Genomic DNA, 16714 nt, shown 5'->3' on the forward strand with positions numbered 1-16714 from the left:
GACCCTTCGCAGGTAACAATGTCAGGCAAATACGACCTCGTCATCGTCGGCGGCGGTATCAGCGGCGCGTCGCTCCTCTATACGACCGCGAAGTTCACCGATATCGACTCCATCGCGCTGGTCGAGAAGGAGTCCGAAGTCGCCGCGATCAACTCCCACAGCACGAACAACTCCCAGACGCTTCACTTCGGCGACATCGAGACGAACTACACGCTCGACAAGGCCGAGGACGTAAAGGAGGGTGCGGAACTGCTCGCGGGCTACCTCGAGAACTTCGACTCCGACCGCGAGATGCACGCGAAGCGGAGCAAGATGGTGATCGGCGTCGGCGAGGTCGAGGTGTCGGAACTCGAACGGCGGTACCACGAGGAGGGCTTTGGCGACCTCTTCCCGAAGCTCCGGCCGATCGGCCGCGACGAGATCGGTGCGATCGAACCGAAGGTCGTCGAGGGACGGGACCCCGGCGTCGAGATGCTCGCGCTACAGACGCCCGACGGCTACGTCGTCGACTACGGCGAGACGACGAAGTCGTTCGTCGAGCGGGCCGCCGAGGAGGCGAGCGTCGACGTGTACACCGGAACGGAGGTCACCGACGTCACGCCGACGCTCGACGGCTACACGCTCGACACGGACGAGGGCCGCTTCGACTGCGACGCCGCCGTCGTCGCCGCCGGCTCCCACAGCCTCCAGATCGCCCAGGAACTGGGCTACGGTCAGGACAAGGTGTTGCTCCCCGTCGCCGGGAGCTTCTTCCTCGCCGACGACCTCCTGAACGGGAAGGTGTACACGCTGCAGATGAAGAAGCTCCCCTTCGCCGCCGTCCACGGCGACGCTGATGTCCACGACCCCAGCATCACCCGCTTCGGTCCCACCGCGAAGCTCGTGCCGACGCTCGAACGCGGGCGGGTCTCGACGGTGAGCGACTTCCTCGACGTGTTCGGGCTGAACGCGGCGTCGTTCCTCAGCTACGCCAACATCCTCTCGGACCGGGTGCTCCTGCCGTACGTCCTCCGGAACCTCGTCTACGACCTCCCGGAGGTCGGGCCGCGCCAGTTCCTGCCCCACGTCCGCAAGGTCGTCCCGAGCGTCGAACTCGACGACATCGAGCGCGCCGAGGGGTACGGCGGCGTCCGGCCGCAGATCGTGGACACGAACGAGTGGTCCCTCGACATGGGCGAGGCGAAGATCGTCGGCGACGACATCATCTTCAACATCACGCCGTCGCCGGGGGCCTCGACCTGCCTCAAGAACGCCATGCGGGACACCCGGACGCTGATCGACTTCCTCGGCGACGACTACGAGTTCGACGAGGCGGCGTTTCGGGCGGCCACCATCGACAACTTCCCCCGCGCGGACGCCGCCGACGGGTCGGTCTCGGCGGACGCCGGCGACGGGGCCGCCGCCGCGGACGACTGACCCGATCGTCCGTCCGCAGCAACGCCTTTGTTTGCGGTCGCCGAACGACCCCGCATGGTCCGCGAGGAACTCCAACGAGCGAGCGACCGACTCCGCGAAGCGAGCGAGGCGGCCGACGAGGACGAGGTCCGTGACCGGCTGTACGACCAGTCCGACGAGTTCGCCCGGCTGGCGACCGCCGACCGCGGCCCCGACCACGGCCGGCTGGCGCGCCACGAGAACATCCTCGCCGAGATACGGAAGAACGCGAACGACGCCGTCGGCGAGCACATCGACGCAGCGAAGGACGCGATCACCGAGTACCGAAAGGACCTGCCCGGCGTGTAGCCACGCTCGCGCACCCCCGTGGCCCGGGAGCGAGACCCTCCCCCGACTGCCCGTTGCTGTCGCCGGCCTCTGTGCGGATCGTGGCTGCGGGGGGACGGTTCGTGCCATCCGTCCGAAGCAGCCCCCGACCTGGACAACCCTTTTGTCAGCTCTGTACGATGATTAGGTATGGGTGACCGACTACCGGTCGACTTCGGCGGCCTCAAGGCCGCCGTGCTCGTCGGCGGGGGGCTACTTGCGCTCCTCGTGGCCGGACAGGTGCTCCGTCTCGTGAGTCGGTTTCTCGCGTGGTCGGTGCTGGCGCTTGTCGTGGCGCTGGCGGCGTACGTCGCGTACGAACTGTACGCCGGCTGGACCGCCTCCGCGAGGGACCGTGAATCGGGGTATGCCGCGACGACGAACGGGAGCGTCGACGATCCGATCCGGTCCGTCCAGCGGGAGTACACCGAGGGCTCGCTTTCGGAGGCGGAACTGGAACGGGAACTCGACCAGCTACTCGATGACGCGGACCGCGATGGCGACCGGGAGGTCGACTACGAGCGCTGAGCGCTGAAAATCGCGCTGAGATATACGACGCTCCCTCCCCGTACCTCGTCGGTTCGTTTCGGCCCGGCTGTCCCGGTTGGGCCGAGAGCGTGACGCGACCCTCCGTGGGACACGGCTGCCCGCCGCATTCCTCGGTGACCTGACCAACGGTTCTTGGCAGCGAACAACGGGTAAAACGGGAAGCAAACAGCCTGCACCACGCGGACCTCTTGTTTCGATGGCCGGCGGTCGCTACTCCGATGTCGGTTCCGTCTTCGGTTCGGTCCGCTCCTCGGCGGTTGATTCGGCGGGCGGCGCGTCGTGCTCCTCGGTGACGTCGCGGACGGTCGCCTCCACCCGAACCGTCCCGAAGTCGAGCGCAACGTCCTCGCCGATCCGGAGCGGCCGGCCCTTGAACCGGAGGTGGTCGCGACACTCGCGGACGGGCAACGTCGCCGTCAGGGTGTGCTCGTCGGTTTCGTGCGCCCCCGACTCCTCGACGGTCAGCACTTCCGCGCCGCCGTCGTCCGTCTCGACCAACCCCGGCGTCACGTGGTCCAGTTGAGCGGGCGTCAGCGACGCCTCCAGGTCGGCCGTGACGGTGGTCGGCTCGCCCGGCTCCGCCGACGCGTCGCGGCGAGCGACCTCGCCGCGCAGTCGGACCGTCCCCGTCCGGAGCGTCAGCGGGTCGTCCGGGTACAGTTCGTCGTCGCCGAGCCACGGTTCCCCGCCGTCCGTTGCGGGGCCGCGGAGGGCGACGCCCAGGAACACCCGGACGCCGTCCGCCTCGGTCGTCCCGTACCGCGTGACGGACTCTATCTCGGCGTGTGGGCGAACGTCCGGCGGACACGTCTGTCCCGCGGCCAACTCCTCGGCGACCGGCCGCGTCACGTCCGCGCGAACGAGGACCGGGCGGCTCGCCATCGCGAACTCCGGCGCGTCGGCGACGGCGTCGACCCGCGCCGTCGTTTCTGCTCCGGCGACCCTGACATCGACCTCCTCGCCGGTGAGGTCGCTCCGCGGCGTGGGCAGCGACGGGTCGTAGGGGTCGAGTTCGCCCGCCCTGAGCCGGATCTCGTCCGCATCGCCCGGCGGGACGTACGCGTCCGTCAGGTCGAGCGTCCCCAGCCCGTCCGCGACGACCGCGGTGCCGGCCGTCAGGTCGGTCAGGGGCGACACCGCGTCGCGGTCGACCCGGAGGTCGACGTACGTCGCCCGCTCGTCGATGTCGGCGCGGGGATCGAACAGCCAGTGAACCAGGGCGGCGACCAGAACCAGCGCGACCCCGACGCCGGCGACCGCGGGGAGCGGGTTCGGGAGCACCAGCGTCAGACCGGCCGCGGCGACGGCAAACACCAGCAGCAACACCAGCAGATCGACGACGTTGACCGTCCCGAAGAGCCGGCCCCGTCGGTCGAGAATGTCGGGCATACGTTCCTTTAAAGGTAACCTTGTTTACAAAAGTGTAACGGCTATGTGTCGGTCCCGCGGCGGTCGTCGGACCTCAGCACACCGGCTTCGGGTTGACGCCCATCGCCTCCAGCTTCTCGACGTAGTCGTCGTAGGCGGCCTGGACCGCGCCGCTCGCGGCGTCCGCGGCGCGGTCCCAGTCCCCGTCGTCGTCGGCCAGGTCGGCCAGCGCGTCGACGGCGGCGTCGCGGCGCGCCTCCAGCGTCGACCCGTACTCGCGGAACAGCGACGCGGTCGACGGGTCCGCCTCGCCCGTGAAGAAGCCGGAGGTCTGGGTGGCCCGCTGCTTGCCCGCCAGCGACGCGCCGACGAGGCCGCCGAGGCGGGCGACCGGGTCGTCCAGCCCGTCGAGGTAGACGTAGACGGCCGGCGTCGCGGTGGCGTCGTGGTCGCCGATTTCGGCCGTCACGTCGTCGTAGTGGTCGCGCTCCGCCGCGGCGGCCTCGGCGAAGAGGGCGACGTCGCCGTCGTCGGCCCACGCCCCGTACGTCTCCGCGGCCGCGTTCGCGTCGTCGGCCGCGGCCGCGAGGACGGCGTCGGCGTCCATCTCTCCGCCCGTGAGCGCGTACAGCGACTTCGAGGAGCCGAGCCGTGAGAGCGCGGTTTCGTTGTCGTCGCAGAGCGTGTCGAGGAATCCGTCTGCGGTCATGTCCCGGGATACGGACGGGGACGGTTTGTAAGCGTCGTCGGGGGCAGGGTTTGGCGGGGTCGGGGACGCCGGCCGACGCGGGCGACGGCCCGCCCGGCGAACCGCTGCCGCCCGGGTTCAGTCGGCCGCCTGCCCGCCGTCGACCGGGATGGTGACGCCGGTCACGAAGGAGGCGTCGTCGGAGCAGAGAAACGCCACGACGCCGGCCATCTCCTCCGGGTCGGCGTTGCGGCCCATCGGCACGTCGGACATGGCGCTCGTGTCGAACGGCAACTCGCGGGGGTCCGACCCGCCCGCCATCGTCTCCTGGATGTTCGTCTCCGTCGGGCCGGGCGCGACCGCGTTGACGCGGACGCCCCGGCCGGCGTACTCGAGGGCGGCCGTCTTCGTGAGTCCCACGACGCCGTGCTTGCTGGCGACGTAGTTCCCGAGGCCGCCCATCCCGACGAGCCCCGCCTCGGAGGCCGTGTTCACGATGACGCCCCCACCCTGCTCCTCCATCACCGGCAGTTGGGCCTTCATCCCGGCCCAGACGCCCTTCAGGTTGACGTCGATGAGCGCCTCCCAGTCGCCCTCGTCGATGTCGGCGACGCCCTCGAACCCGGTGAGGATGCCGGCGTTGTTGTGGGCGATGTCGAGGCTTCCGTACGTGTCGACCGCGACCTCGACCAACCGCTCGACGTCCTCGGCGTCGGCGACGTCGGCCGCGACGAAGGTGGCGGTCCCGCCGTCGTCCTCGATGGCCGCGACCACGTCCTCGCCGCGTTCCTCGTCGATGTCCGAGACCACGACGTTCGCCCCCTCGCTGGCGAGACGCCGGGCGGTTGCGCGTCCGATCCCCGATCCGGCTCCGGTGACGAGCGCCGTCTCGTCGGTAAATCGTTCCATGGTGGGATCCCGCCCGCAACTAACCCGAGGACCCACATATACGTGTGGTAGCACCCCCCACGCCGGCAGTCACTCCGGTGCGAGGAACCGGTAGAGTCCGACGAATACGCTCGTGACTAAGAGGCCGCCCCCGGTGACGACGAACAGTTGCGGGACGTCGAGGCCGCCGACTGTGAGGGTGTCGGGGAGCAACGCGCCGAGGACGACCGCGGCCAGCCCCAACCAGAAGACCTCGTTGCGCCGGTAGAGGGCCACGAGCGTTTCCGCCATGCCGGTACTGGCGGGAGCCGGGGCATAAGCCTTCACCCTCCGGGACGGCGGCGTGCCGTTCGGCCGGGCTACAGCACGAGGAGGAACAGGGGGTACGACCCCGCCACCGCGAGCGTCGGCGTGAGGACCCACAGCACCGCGATGCGCTTGACGGCGGCCGGGTCGAACAGGCTCTTCCGGTCGAGCTCCGGGGGGGCCTTCTCGCCGATGTCCGGGACCTCCGGGAGTTCCTCCGGCGGCTCCTCGGGCGGGGTTTCGCCGCGAGCGAGGTCCCCGACCGTCGGGCCGGTGGGGGCGTCCTCGGCCCGCGAGGCGGCGAGCGCCCCCGTCGACACCTCGACGTCCGGATCGCGCCCCGGGTCGGGCGTCGCGAGTTCGACGGCCGTCGCGGCACGGCTCGCCCGCCCCCAGCCCAGGCCGATGATACAGCAGGTGGTGCTCACCGCCAGGCTCGCCGGGATGCCGAGCATCGACAGGATCGTGATGATGGTCCCGCCGACGACCGAGACGATGAGCGCCGCCAGGATCGGCAGTTCGGTGATGTCGTCGCCGACGGTGTCCAGCGTCCGCCTGGCGATGGTGAACCCGCCCAGGCCGAACGCGAAGACCGCGAGCACCACGCCCTGGTCGACGGTCAGCGGCCCCTCCGAGCCGACCAGCGGCGCGACGGCGTTCGCCGCGTTCGACGCCCCCGCGGAGAAGCCCATGTAACAGGCGATGACAACGACCGCGGCGGAGCCGACGATGTCGCGTATCGACGCGTCGTCGTTGAACCGCGGGCGCGGCACGGTCCCGGACCGGTCCAGCCGTATCAGGTGCGAGTCGAGCCGGGTGAACGCGATCCGGCGGTCGAGGTACGGGTAGAGATACCGGCCGATGACCGCGCCGACGACGAACCCCACGAGCGGCGCGACGATCCAGGCCGAGACGATGGTGAACATCAGCGCCTCGTTGAGCGTGCCGGTCGCGAGCCCCAGCCCCACGATGGCGCCGACGGCCGTCATCGACGTCGAGGCCGGGACGCCGTAGAGGTTCGAGACGAGCAGCGACGCCCCGGTGAAAAAGAGGACGCCGACGCTTGCGACCGGGGAGAACTGCGAGGCGGGCACGATACTGCTGCTCATCGTGTCGATGACGTTCCGCCCGACGGTCCACGCGCCGACGAACGCAAACCCCGTGAAAAGCGCCGCGGCGGTCGTCTTCCGAACGAGGCGGCTCCCGACCGACGGCCCGAACGCGACGCCGGTCGACGACCCGCCGATGTTGAATCCGACGAACACCGCGACGAGGACGCCCGCCGCGGCGAGGAGTGTCACCATACTAGTACCGGCTACTCCATCGGCCAGTCTGATAAAACGGCGGTTACGACGGCGAGTCCGGACCCCGCCGGCGGTCCCGTCGGACGCTCCTCTGCCTCACTCCGCCGGCGCGTCGGCCGCCTCGTCCCCTCGCACTACCAGTACCGGGCCGACCGACCCCGCGGCGATCCGGTCCGCCTCGGCCCCGAACACGAGCGACGAGAGCGACGGGGCGCGCTCGCCCATCACGACCGCGTCGTGGCCCGGTGCCTCCTCGACGGTCCGGGCGACGGGGTCCCCGGAAACCTCCCGGGTCGTCACGTCGACCCCCGCCCGTTCGAGGTCGGCGGCGGCCGACCGGACCGTCTCCCCGGCCCCGTCGCCGTCCGTCACGAGCAGGAGCGTGACGCCGATGTCGCGGCTGTCGACGAGCGCCTCGACGAACCCGAGGATCCGCTCGACGTTTACGCCGCCGCTCACCGGGACGAGCAGCCGTTCGACGGGGCCGGTCACCCCGGTGATGGCGTACGCGTCGGCTCCGGTCTCCGCCGCGACCCGCCGAACCGACTGCCCGCGGTCGTGGGTAAAAACCAGCCGGTAGTCGGCGTCGCCGCCCGCCTCGCGGAACTCCCGGGTGACGTCCTCCAGCGCGTCGACGGCCCGGTCCTCGAACTGCGCGCGGGCTTGGTCCGGCGGCGTCTGTTCCGGCACCTCGTGGTACCCGAGGACGGTCACGTCGACGGTCGCCAGGAGGTCGACCAGCCCGGACGACACCGTTTCACCCTCCAGCACCGCCAGCGAGACGAGTACGCGAGTCATTACAGGGCCCCCTTGAGGCTAACGTCGTCGGCGTAATAGAAGTACCACCCGGCGGTCGCCGCCATGACGGCGAGCCCGACTATCTGTGACTGCCGGTTCATAAAGAGGATCAGGCCGAAGCTCGCGACCGCGCCGACGGCCGGGATGACCGGCCCGCCGGGCACCCGGAAGTCGGGGTCGTACCAGTCGGGCTCGTCGCGGCGGATCGCAAGCAGCGCCACGCAGATCAGCCCGTACATGATCAGGTGCAGGAACGACGCGACCTCAGCCAGAAGCTCCACCTGCCGCGTCGCCGCCAGCACGACGATGGGGCCGCCGGCCATCCCGAGCGCGACGTGTGGCGTCCCGTACTTGAGGTTGATGCGCGCGGCCCACGACGGCAACAGGGCGTCCTTCGAGACGCCGTAGATGGCCCGCGAGGTCGACAGGATCGAGGCGTTCGCGCTCGACATCGTCGCGAGCAGCCCGCCGACGACGATCACGAGCGCGCCCCCCACGCCAAGCAGTTCGCGGCCCACCTCCACCATCGCGGTCTCGCCGAACGAGCCGAGTTGGTCGCGCGTGAAGGTGCTCGTGGCGACGAAGATGGTCAACACGTACAGTGCCGTCACGACCAGCACCGACCCGATCATCGCCAGCGGCAGGTTCCGGCTCGGCCGCTTCATCTCGCCGGCGACGGTCGCGACCTGCGCGAAGCCGAGGTACGACGTGAACACGAGCGCGGCGGTCGAGAGGATCGGGAACGCCGTCCACACGTCGCTGTCGGTGCCGGCCGGCGTCCCGGCGTCGACGACGCCGACCGCGTCCAGCAGCCCGAAGCCGAGGAAGGCGACCAGCATCGACAGCAGGAGCGCGACGATGCCGTTCTGGAGCTTGGCGGCGTTCTCCGTGCCAGTCACGTTGAGCGCGGTAAAGAGGACCCCGGCGACCACCGCGAGGACGGAGACGACGAGTTCGGGGCTCGCGCCGACCGAAACCCCCAGGATGGCGAGCGCGTCGAGCGCGTAAAAGCCCAGCCCGACGAGGTAGAACGCGGTGGCGAACACGAGCCCAAGCCACAGCGAGAGCCCGACGACCGTCCCCGCGAGGGTGCCCAGCCCCCGCGAGATGAAGTAGTAGCCGCCGCCGCTTTTCGGCATCGCCGTCGCCAGCTCCGAGGTCGGCAGCGCGACGAGCAGCGCCACGACCCCGCCGACGCCGAACGACGCCGCGGCCGCGGTGCCGACCTCCGCGCCGGCCAACCCGGGGAAGACGAAGATGCCGGCGCCGATCATCGTCCCGATCCCGATGGCGAGCCCCCCGGTGAGCCCCAGCGTCCGTTCCAGCTCCGCGTCGTCGGTGATCGTCGCCTCCTCGGTCTCTACCGTCGGTTCGACGTCCGGTGCCTCGCCCGCGATGTTCGTCCCCTCCGGTGACCCGGCGGTCCCGTCGTCGCCCATACGATACCTACCCACACGGGGACAATCATCTTTGGGACGAAACAGGACGTGCGCTCCCGGGCCGACGGCTCGGGCCACATGGGAGCCGCTCGGGGCGGCGTGATCCCTGACGCGTTCGAGGGCCCCGGTCAGCGGAGCCGGCCGAGCAGTTCGTAGTCGTGGTCCGGCGTGTACCGGCGGAACAGCAGGCTGTTGGTCAGCACCGACACCGACGATATCGCCATCGCGCCGGCCGCCAGCACCGGCTGGAGCAGCCCCAGCGAGGCGAGCGGGATCATCGCCGTGTTGTAGCCCAGCGCCCAGACGAGGTTCTGCTTGATCTTCCGGAGCGTCGCGTCCGAGACCCGGATCGCCTTCACCACGTCCAGCGGGTCGTCGCGCATCAGCGTCACGTCCGCCGCCTCGATGGCGACGTCCGTGCCGCTCCCGATGGCGGTGCCGACGTAGGCCACGGCGAGCGCTGGCGCGTCGTTGACGCCGTCGCCGACCATCATCGCCTTCCGGCCCTCCTCCTGGATCGCCTCGACCGCGTCGGACTTGTCCTCGGGCAGCACCTCCGCGTGGACGTTCCCCGGGTCGATCCCGACCTGCTCGGCCACCGCGCGGGCGGTGCGTTCGTTGTCGCCCGTGATCAGCATCACGTCGAGGCCGCGCTCCCGCAGTTCGCGCACGGCCTCCTTCGCGCTGTCCTTGACCGTGTCGGCGTCGGCGACGACGCCCGCGAGTTCGCCCGCGTATGCCACCAGCATCGCCGTCTTCCCCTCGCTCTCCAGCCGCTCCATCGTCCCGGCGGCCGGCGACGGGTCGACGCCGCTGTCACGGAGCAGCTTCCGGTTGCCGACCAGCACCTCCTCGCCGTCGACGGTCGCCCGGACGCCGTGGCCGGGCACGTTCTCGAACCCCTCCGGGCTGCCCACGTCGAGGCCCCGCGCCTCGGCCCCCTCGACGATGGCCCGGGCGAGCGGGTGTTCGCTCCCGCTCTCGGCGGTCGCGGCGAGCCGGAGCACCTCGTCCTCGGAGAGGCGGTCCCGGCCGGTCAGCGCGCCGCCGTCGGTCGCCGGCTCCCCGCCGTCGAACCGGCGGTCCGACGAGGGTCGCGATCCGTCGGATCGCTCCCCGCCGTCCGCGACCGGTTCCCCGTCGCCGCCGACGGCGACGACGTCGGTGAGTTCCATCTCGCCCTCGGTCAGCGTGCCGGTCTTGTCGAACACGACCGTGTCGACGTCCTTCGCGCGTTCGAGCACGTCGCCGCCCTTGAACAGGACGCCGTTCTGCGCGCCGATGGTCGTCCCGACCATCGTCGCCGCCGGGGTTGCGAGCCCGAGTGCGCAGGGACAGGCGATCAGGACGGCCGAGGCGAACACGATGACGGCGAACTCGAACACGGAGACCGCCCCGCCGGCGACCCCCGGGCCGCCCGCGACGAGCCCCCACAGCGGGAGCCAGTCGACGAACGCGGCCAGCGCCTCGGGGAAGGCGAACCAGACGACGCCCCACAGCACGGCGTTGGCGATGACCGCCGGCACGAAGTACGCAGAGATGCGGTCCGCGAGGTTCTGGATGTCGGGCTGGCGGGACTGGGCCTCCTTCACCGTCTGGACGATCTGCTGGAGCGCCGTATCCGCGCCGACCTTCGTCGCCTCGACGACGAGCACGCCGTTCTCGTTTATGGTGGAGCCGACCACCTCATCCCCCTCCGTCTTCTCGACGGGGACGGACTCGCCGGTGACCATCGACTCGTCGACCGCGGACTGCCCGTCGACGACCACGCCGTCGGTCGGGATCTGCTCGCCGGGCCGGACCTTCATCCGGTCGCCGACCGCGACGTCCTCGAGGGGGACCTCCGTTTCGTTGCCCTCGTCGTCGACGACGGTCGCGGTGTCTGCCTCCATCTCCAGCAGCCTCCGCAGCGCCTCGCTGGCCTGCCCCTTCGAGCGGGCTTCGAGGTAGTTCCCGAGCGTGATGAACACGAGGATCAGCGCCGCCGTGTCGAAGTAGAGGCTCCCGGCGATGAGGTTCGCGAGCACGGCGACCGAGTAGACGTACGCGGTCGAGGAGCCGAGCGCGATCAGCACGTCCATGTTGGCGCGGCCGTTCGTGACGAGCGCCTTGTAGGAGTTCCTGTAGAACGGCCGGCCGAGCACGACCTGCACGGGCGTCGCGAGCGCGAACTCGACCCAGCCGAACTCGACCCCGAACACCGTCTCGGGGAGGACGCTCCCGCCGAGCAGGAGCTTGTCGACGATGAAAAACAGCAGCGGCGCCGCAAGCGCCGCGCCCAACAGCGTCAGCCGACGCTGTTTGCGGATCTCCGCCTCCCGCGCGGCGTCGCGGGCGTCCCCGTCGTCGTCCGCGTCGCCGCCCTCGCGGACCGGCGAGTACCCCGCGTCCTCGATGGCGTCGTACATCGCCGCCATCGAGGCCTCGGCGGGGTTGTACGTCACCTGCGCCTCGTCGGTGGCGTAGTTCACGTCGGCGTCGACGACGCCGGGGACGGCCTCCAGGGCCTCCTCGTTGGTCTCCGCGCAGTTCGCACACGTCATGTCGGAGATGGCTATCGTCGCCGTCTCGGAGACGACGCCGTAGCCGGCGTCGGCGACGGCGTCGTAGATCGCCCGGAGCGACACCTCGTCGGGGTCGTACTCGACGGAGCCCTCGTCGGTGGCGTAGTTGACGTTCGCCTCCTTCACCCCGTCGAGCGATTCGAGCGCGTCGCCAACCGTCGCCGAGCAGTTGGCACAGCTCATCCCCGTGATGTCGAGGTGTTCGGTTGTGGTGCTCATCTTGTACTGTACTACGGGTTCCTACCTTAGTGCGTTTGCTGCTTCGGAGCGAAGGCGAGCGCCACACGGAACTTTGGAACCGAAGGCACTCCGGCCCGCGGGCCGAAGGATCCGGCCCGAATGCGGTCGGCCGACGGGTCGGTGACGACGGGACAGATTCGCCCCGGACATCCGTCCCGGTTCACTCGCGCCGGGTCCGGGCCCGGACCGCCGCTTCGAGGTCGTGGCCCCCGACGGCGGCGTCGAACATCGCCCGCAACAGGTCGTTGTACGCGGCGGGTCGCTCCGCGAACGCCACGTGTCCGGTCCGTTCGAGCCGGCAGAACACCCCCGACGGAAGCCGCGCCGCGGTGTCGCGCGCGACGTCGACCGGGACGATGCCGTCCGCCGGGCCGTGGACGACCAGCGCGGGCGCGGTGAGACGGTCGGCGTCCGCCCGGCCGTCGTACCCCCAGAACGCCTCGGTGACGGTCGTCCACGCCGACCGCCGGTCTGGCAGCGGGTTCGACAGCAGGAAGTCCTCGACGACGGCGCGGGGCGTCGCCCCGTGGAACCCCACCCGGTACACCAGCCGGCGAACCAGCGCGTCGTCGGGCGCGAGCCGGTACAGCCGGAGGGCGAGAAACGGCCGCAGCAGCGGCTTTTCCCACGACGGCGTGAGGTCGTGGTCCCCGCCGGCGTGGAGGACGACCCCCGCCGCCGGGTGGCGCTTCGCGTACTCGACGGCGACAGCGGTGCCGTAGCTGTGGCCGTGGAGGATCGGGCGTTCGACGCCCAGTTCGTCGAGCAGCCCCCGGAGGTCGGCGACGTGCCCGTCGATCGACTGGTCGGGGCGCTCCGTCGAGCCGCCGTTCCCGGCCAGCGAGTACGTCACCAGTTCGCGGTCGCCGGCGAACGTCGCGAGCTGGGGGTACGGGTTCCACAGCGACCCGAGGCCGCCGTGGACGAAGACGAGCGCCGGGTCCGGCCCGGGGACGTGAAGCGTCTCCAGTTCGACCGCCTCGGAGACGCGCACGCCGGTCGGCGGCGGCAGTGCCTCGCGGGCGGCCTCGAACGGGACGTACCCGGGCGGATACGTCGTCGGCATGATTGCTACCCGCCGTCCGCGACCGCCGTGCGGTTCCGGAGGACGGCGAAGAGCGCGCCCATCAGATACCCTGCGACCGCCGCGATCACGAGGCCGAGCGCGAACAGGGGGCCGTCGACGTCGACGGTGCCCTCGTACTCGACGCCGTTCGTCCGGGCGACCGTCGCCACCGTGGACTCGGACACCCCGGCGGCGGCGAACCCCAGCCACGCCGCGTGGGACGCCGCGAAGACGAGTCCGAACAGCAGCCCCGACCGATGCTTGGAGAGCGACCCGCGGGTCTCAGTTCGCCGTGCCATGGTGTGCGTACTTTGTTCATCCCGATTTACGGCACTTTTCGCTTCGAGATCGGAAGCCGGCGCGGGCGGGACTTCGCGTTCCAAACCCCGCGCTACGCCCCCTCCTCGAGCTTCCGGTACTGCTCCTCGAAGCGGCTCCGGCAGGAAGGACAGCAGAAGTGGTAGACGGTCCCGTCGATCCGGCTCGACTCGCCCTCGCTGTCCACCGTGTTCCCACACTCCGCGCACGTGATCGCGAACTCGGTGCCGTCGAGCGAGGGGGCCCACTCCAGGTCGTCGACGAGCGTTACGGAGTAGTCGGTCGTCGGCACCGCCTCCAGCAGGCCGTCGATCCACTGGCGGACGTTCTCCCCCTCGGCGCGCCCGTAGAACCAGACCTCGCCCTCGGCGGTGACGAAGAGGTGTTCGACGCCGTCGGCCCCGCTGAGCCGCGACCGGAGCGTCTCGACCTCGTCCGAACCGCTCTCGATCCGGACGAACACGGGGACGCCCGCCCGCAGTTGCCCGCGGTCGACGTTGACGGTGAACCCGTTGATCACCCCGGTTTCCTCCAGCCGCGTGACGCGGTCGGAGACGGCCGGCCCGGAGAGGCCGACCGCCTCGCCGATGCTGCTAAACGGCCGACGTGCATCCTCCGCCAGCAGGGAGAGGATCTCCATGTCCGTCTCGTCCAGGTCGCGCATACGTCGCGTAGGCCCCCGAACCACAATACTGTTTCCCGCGTTTCGCTTTCGAAGCCCAACCCATGTGGCGCTCGTAGTTCGGGTTCGAAGCAGTAAGCGACAAAGACCCGGCTCCCGTACCTTCGAACCGTATGCCACGCACCATCTCCGTCGAGGGAATGAGCTGTGAGCACTGCGAGCGGACGGTCGAGGAGGCCCTCGAAGGCGTCGACGGCGTCACGGACGCGAGCGCCGACCGCGAGGCGGAGTCGGCGACCGTCGAGGGGTCCGCGGACCCGGACGCGCTCGTCGACGCCGTCGCCGACGCCGGCTACGACGCCTCGGCGTAACGGCGCCCCGCCGGCCTCCTCGGGGCCGCCGGGACGGAAATCGAACTGCCTCCGGTGCCGTTCCGGAGCCGTATTCTCGCCCGCTACCCGCCCAGATAGCCGCCGAGCGCGCCGAAGCCGACGGCGAAGATGAGGCCGAACATCACCAGCGAGCCGCCCAGTTCCGGGCCGAAGCTCACGCCCATCTCCTCGTACTTGAACACGAACGTCCCCGCGGCCAACAGCGGCAGGTATCCCACCGCGACGCTCGCGCCGGCCACGGCGCTGGCCTGGTCCGACAGCGGCTCCTGCACCCGCCGCGCCACGGAGAAGCCGGCCAGCAGGAGCACGACCGCCGGGATCGCGTTGAACACGAGCGGGTCGAGCTGGGGGATCTCCTCGAGGTAGTTCACCGACTGCGGCCCCATCGACGACGTGATCTCGACCTGGTGGGCGTTGTAGAACGGCCACGCGAGCGCGACCGGGTCCTCCGGGAGCACCCCGTCGATGCCACCGTTCGTGATCTCGTCGATGCGGTAGAAGAAGTAGACCCCCGTGAGGACGAACGCGCCGATGAAGGCGAACAACCCGTAGATCGCCCCGCCGACGGGTCGGAACCCGTCCTTCGGGGATTCGGTGTTCGTCCGGCGTTGCCTGGTCTGTTGTGGAGCTGACATACGTTGGCTTGTTATATGCGTGACTGATAAATCCACCGAGTAGCGGCGGCTGGTTCGGGTGTAGGCGTTGTGTTCGCCCGCGCCCTACCAGTAATTAGGCAAGCCTAAAAAATCGCCACGTTTTTGGTGTTTTAGGTTGGCCTAATCCGTATGCAAGGCGACCGCGTGGCGGGCGGGCCGACACGGTCGACCCCGTCACGAAGCGGCTGTTCCGTCGATCGAAACGCGTTCCGAGCCGCCGGCTCCGCGGGGGCGGTCTGAATGCTTGCGCGGGAGTGGGCCATCGCGGGCTCCTACGGTGCGCCGGCGGAGTACGGGATCCCTGAGCTTCCGGAGTGGCGGGTGACCCGGCTGCGGTGTGGTGGACTCGTCCTCGCCGGCGACGACGGCGAGCCGTTCATCTCGGCCGAACGCCCCGTGGCGGTGAGGCGGTAGCGATGCGTGGGGACGGGTTCGGCGGGACGACCCCGCTCCGTCGGCGACCGGCGGTCACGAGGTGACCGTCGATGGGGGTCGAATCCGGTCTCGACCGCGCGCGGTCGCGGGTACGGGAGGAACGCGAGCGGGTCGCGGCGGAGCGGCGGGCGTACGACCGCTTTCGCGACGCGGTCGAGTCGGTCCCGGCCGCGCCGGTCGACCGCCGCGGGTCGGCGGCCGCCGGCGGCGTCGTTCCGGCCGCGGCGTCCGGCGGGGAGCGCCCCGGACGGTCGCGGTGCCGCCGGGTGCGCGAGGCGTTCGCCGAGACGGTTCGCCCCCACAGCGTCGCCGACGTCGAGGGCGACGAGTCGCTGCTAGCGACCCTCCGCGCGGAGTTCGGCGACGCCGTCGCGCTCGCGCTGGCCCCGGACACGGACAACGAGTTCACGCCGCGCCTCCGGGAGACGGTCCGGTCGAAGGCGGCCGCACGCCGGCGGACGCTCGCCACGATGGCGGACGCGCTCGACCGGGAGGCCGACTCGGTCCGGTCGGCGCGACGCGGCCTGTCGTCGGCCATCGAGCGCCTCCGGTCCGCGGACGCGCGGTCGCCCGCCGACCTCGGGTTTCCGGCCCTGCGGCGGCGACACGAGGCCCTCGCGGACCACCGGCGAACGTGCGAGGCGGTCGCCGTCGACCGGCAGGAGACCCTCCGGAGCGCGACCGACGGCGGGCACGGGTCCGAACTCGCTCACCTGGCGCTGGTGGAGTACCTGTACCAGGAGTTCGCGGAGACCCACCCCGTGCTGTCGGCGGTCGCCCGCCTCGACGACGCCCTGGCCGACCGCCAGCGACGCCTGCGGGCGCGGCTCGTCCGGCGGGTGTGACCGATGGCCGGGACCCCACCGCTTCGGCGGCCCGCACGGACGGCGGATCGGGGGCGGACAGCGCGGGGGCGGTCCGCGTGAGCCGGGCCCCGCAGTACCTCCTCGCGCTCTACATCGCGGAACACCGGTCCTCGCCGCCGGTGTCGCCCGGGCGGGTCGCCGAGACGCTGGACCGCTCGCCGGCGACGGTGACCGAGGCCCTCCAGCGGCTCGACGCCGACGGGCTGGTGGCGTACGAACGCTACGAGGGGGCCACGCTGACGGACGCCGGCCGGGACCGGGCCGCGGAGCTACACGAGGCGTACGTGGCGCTCTCGTGGTTCTTCCGGCGGGTTCTGGACCTCGACTCCCACGAGCGCGAGGCGATGGAGATGGCCGGCCTCGTCGGGCCGTCGGTCGCCGACCGACTGGTCACGACGCTGCTCGGCGAGTTCGACGCGCCCGCCGAGGAGCGCCCGTCACGATAGCGGGACGC

The 16714-nt window shown here is 70.8% G+C and carries 19 protein-coding genes; 7 read left to right on the plus strand and 12 right to left on the minus strand.

The window, feature by feature from the left end:
* Positions 1-18: 18 nt before the first annotated feature.
* The 3 genes from EYW40_RS12570 to EYW40_RS12580 all read left to right on the plus strand — a co-directional run bounded on the left by EYW40_RS12570 (position 19) and on the right by EYW40_RS12580 (position 2289).
* The gene (locus EYW40_RS12570) at positions 19-1416 is read left to right on the plus strand and encodes an FAD-dependent oxidoreductase (protein WP_135821944.1); all 1398 of its coding nucleotides are present in this window, start codon (positions 19-21) and stop codon (positions 1414-1416) included.
* Positions 1417-1470: 54 nt separating this feature from the next.
* On the plus strand, positions 1471-1743 hold the full coding sequence (locus tag EYW40_RS12575; RefSeq protein ID WP_135821945.1) for a DUF7553 family protein: 273 nt from the start codon (positions 1471-1473) through the stop codon (positions 1741-1743).
* Positions 1744-1911: 168 nt separating this feature from the next.
* Positions 1912-2289 carry a hypothetical protein gene (locus EYW40_RS12580; protein ID WP_135821946.1) on the plus strand — a complete coding sequence of 126 codons (378 nt, stop codon included), beginning with the start codon at positions 1912-1914 and terminating at the stop codon, positions 2287-2289.
* Positions 2290-2520: 231 nt separating this feature from the next.
* Here EYW40_RS12580 and EYW40_RS12585 read toward each other — a convergent pair whose 3' ends face one another.
* From EYW40_RS12585 to EYW40_RS12635, 11 genes are all read right to left on the minus strand, one after another.
* Entirely contained in the window at positions 2521-3699 is a 1179-nt protein-coding gene (locus tag EYW40_RS12585) for a DUF4330 family protein (RefSeq protein WP_135821947.1), read from the minus strand.
* A 73-nt stretch (positions 3700-3772) separates the two neighbouring features.
* Positions 3773-4387, minus strand: coding sequence for a rubrerythrin family protein (locus EYW40_RS12590; RefSeq protein WP_135821948.1), 615 nt, complete (start codon positions 4385-4387; stop codon positions 3773-3775).
* A 117-nt stretch (positions 4388-4504) separates the two neighbouring features.
* Complete coding sequence (locus EYW40_RS12595; RefSeq protein ID WP_135821949.1) at positions 4505-5275, minus strand: SDR family NAD(P)-dependent oxidoreductase; 771 nt, start codon at positions 5273-5275, stop codon at positions 4505-4507.
* 69 nt (positions 5276-5344) lie between these two features.
* Complete coding sequence (locus tag EYW40_RS12600; RefSeq protein WP_135821950.1) at positions 5345-5545, minus strand: hypothetical protein; 201 nt, start codon at positions 5543-5545, stop codon at positions 5345-5347.
* Positions 5546-5613: 68 nt separating this feature from the next.
* Positions 5614-6864: an inorganic phosphate transporter gene (locus EYW40_RS12605; RefSeq protein ID WP_135821951.1), complete on the minus strand. Its 1251-nt coding sequence runs from the start codon at positions 6862-6864 to the stop codon at positions 5614-5616.
* Between the two features lie 96 nt (positions 6865-6960).
* Positions 6961-7662, minus strand: coding sequence for a universal stress protein (locus tag EYW40_RS12610; RefSeq protein WP_135821952.1), 702 nt, complete (start codon positions 7660-7662; stop codon positions 6961-6963).
* Positions 7662-9101 carry an APC family permease gene (locus EYW40_RS12615; protein ID WP_135821953.1) on the minus strand — a complete coding sequence of 480 codons (1440 nt, stop codon included), beginning with the start codon at positions 9099-9101 and terminating at the stop codon, positions 7662-7664. Before EYW40_RS12615 ends, EYW40_RS12610 begins: the two co-directional genes overlap by 1 nt.
* A 128-nt stretch (positions 9102-9229) precedes the next feature.
* The gene (locus EYW40_RS12620) at positions 9230-11884 is read right to left on the minus strand and encodes a heavy metal translocating P-type ATPase (protein ID WP_135821954.1); all 2655 of its coding nucleotides are present in this window, start codon (positions 11882-11884) and stop codon (positions 9230-9232) included.
* Positions 11885-12065: 181 nt separating this feature from the next.
* Entirely contained in the window at positions 12066-12971 is a 906-nt protein-coding gene (locus EYW40_RS12625) for an alpha/beta fold hydrolase (protein WP_135821955.1), read from the minus strand.
* Between the two features lie 5 nt (positions 12972-12976).
* Positions 12977-13270: a hypothetical protein gene (locus EYW40_RS12630; RefSeq protein WP_135821956.1), complete on the minus strand. Its 294-nt coding sequence runs from the start codon at positions 13268-13270 to the stop codon at positions 12977-12979.
* A 92-nt stretch (positions 13271-13362) separates the two neighbouring features.
* The gene (locus EYW40_RS12635) at positions 13363-13953 is read right to left on the minus strand and encodes an AsnC family transcriptional regulator (protein WP_135821957.1); all 591 of its coding nucleotides are present in this window, start codon (positions 13951-13953) and stop codon (positions 13363-13365) included.
* Between the two features lie 131 nt (positions 13954-14084).
* Here EYW40_RS12635 and EYW40_RS12640 point away from each other — a divergent pair, with 131 nt between their 5' ends.
* Positions 14085-14282, plus strand: coding sequence for a heavy-metal-associated domain-containing protein (locus EYW40_RS12640; protein ID WP_135821958.1), 198 nt, complete (start codon positions 14085-14087; stop codon positions 14280-14282).
* 83 nt (positions 14283-14365) lie between these two features.
* Here EYW40_RS12640 and EYW40_RS12645 read toward each other — a convergent pair whose 3' ends face one another.
* Entirely contained in the window at positions 14366-14938 is a 573-nt protein-coding gene (locus tag EYW40_RS12645) for a DUF7978 family protein (protein ID WP_135821959.1), read from the minus strand.
* Between the two features lie 261 nt (positions 14939-15199).
* Between EYW40_RS12645 and EYW40_RS20025 the strand changes: the two genes are divergently transcribed.
* The 3 genes from EYW40_RS20025 (at position 15200) to EYW40_RS12655 (ending at position 16706) form a co-directional block, all read left to right on the plus strand.
* Positions 15200-15373 (plus strand): hypothetical protein, encoded by a 174-nt coding sequence (locus EYW40_RS20025; RefSeq protein ID WP_202614514.1) that lies wholly within the window; start codon positions 15200-15202, stop codon positions 15371-15373.
* Between the two features lie 71 nt (positions 15374-15444).
* Positions 15445-16239 carry a DUF7260 family protein gene (locus EYW40_RS12650; protein WP_135821960.1) on the plus strand — a complete coding sequence of 265 codons (795 nt, stop codon included), beginning with the start codon at positions 15445-15447 and terminating at the stop codon, positions 16237-16239.
* Positions 16240-16316: 77 nt separating this feature from the next.
* Positions 16317-16706 carry a metal-dependent transcriptional regulator gene (locus EYW40_RS12655; protein ID WP_135821961.1) on the plus strand — a complete coding sequence of 130 codons (390 nt, stop codon included), beginning with the start codon at positions 16317-16319 and terminating at the stop codon, positions 16704-16706.
* Positions 16707-16714 lie beyond the last annotated feature (8 nt).

Origin of the sequence: Halostella litorea, from assembly GCF_004785955.1 — an archaeon.
Lineage (GTDB): Archaea > Halobacteriota > Halobacteria > Halobacteriales > Natronoarchaeaceae > Halostella > Halostella litorea.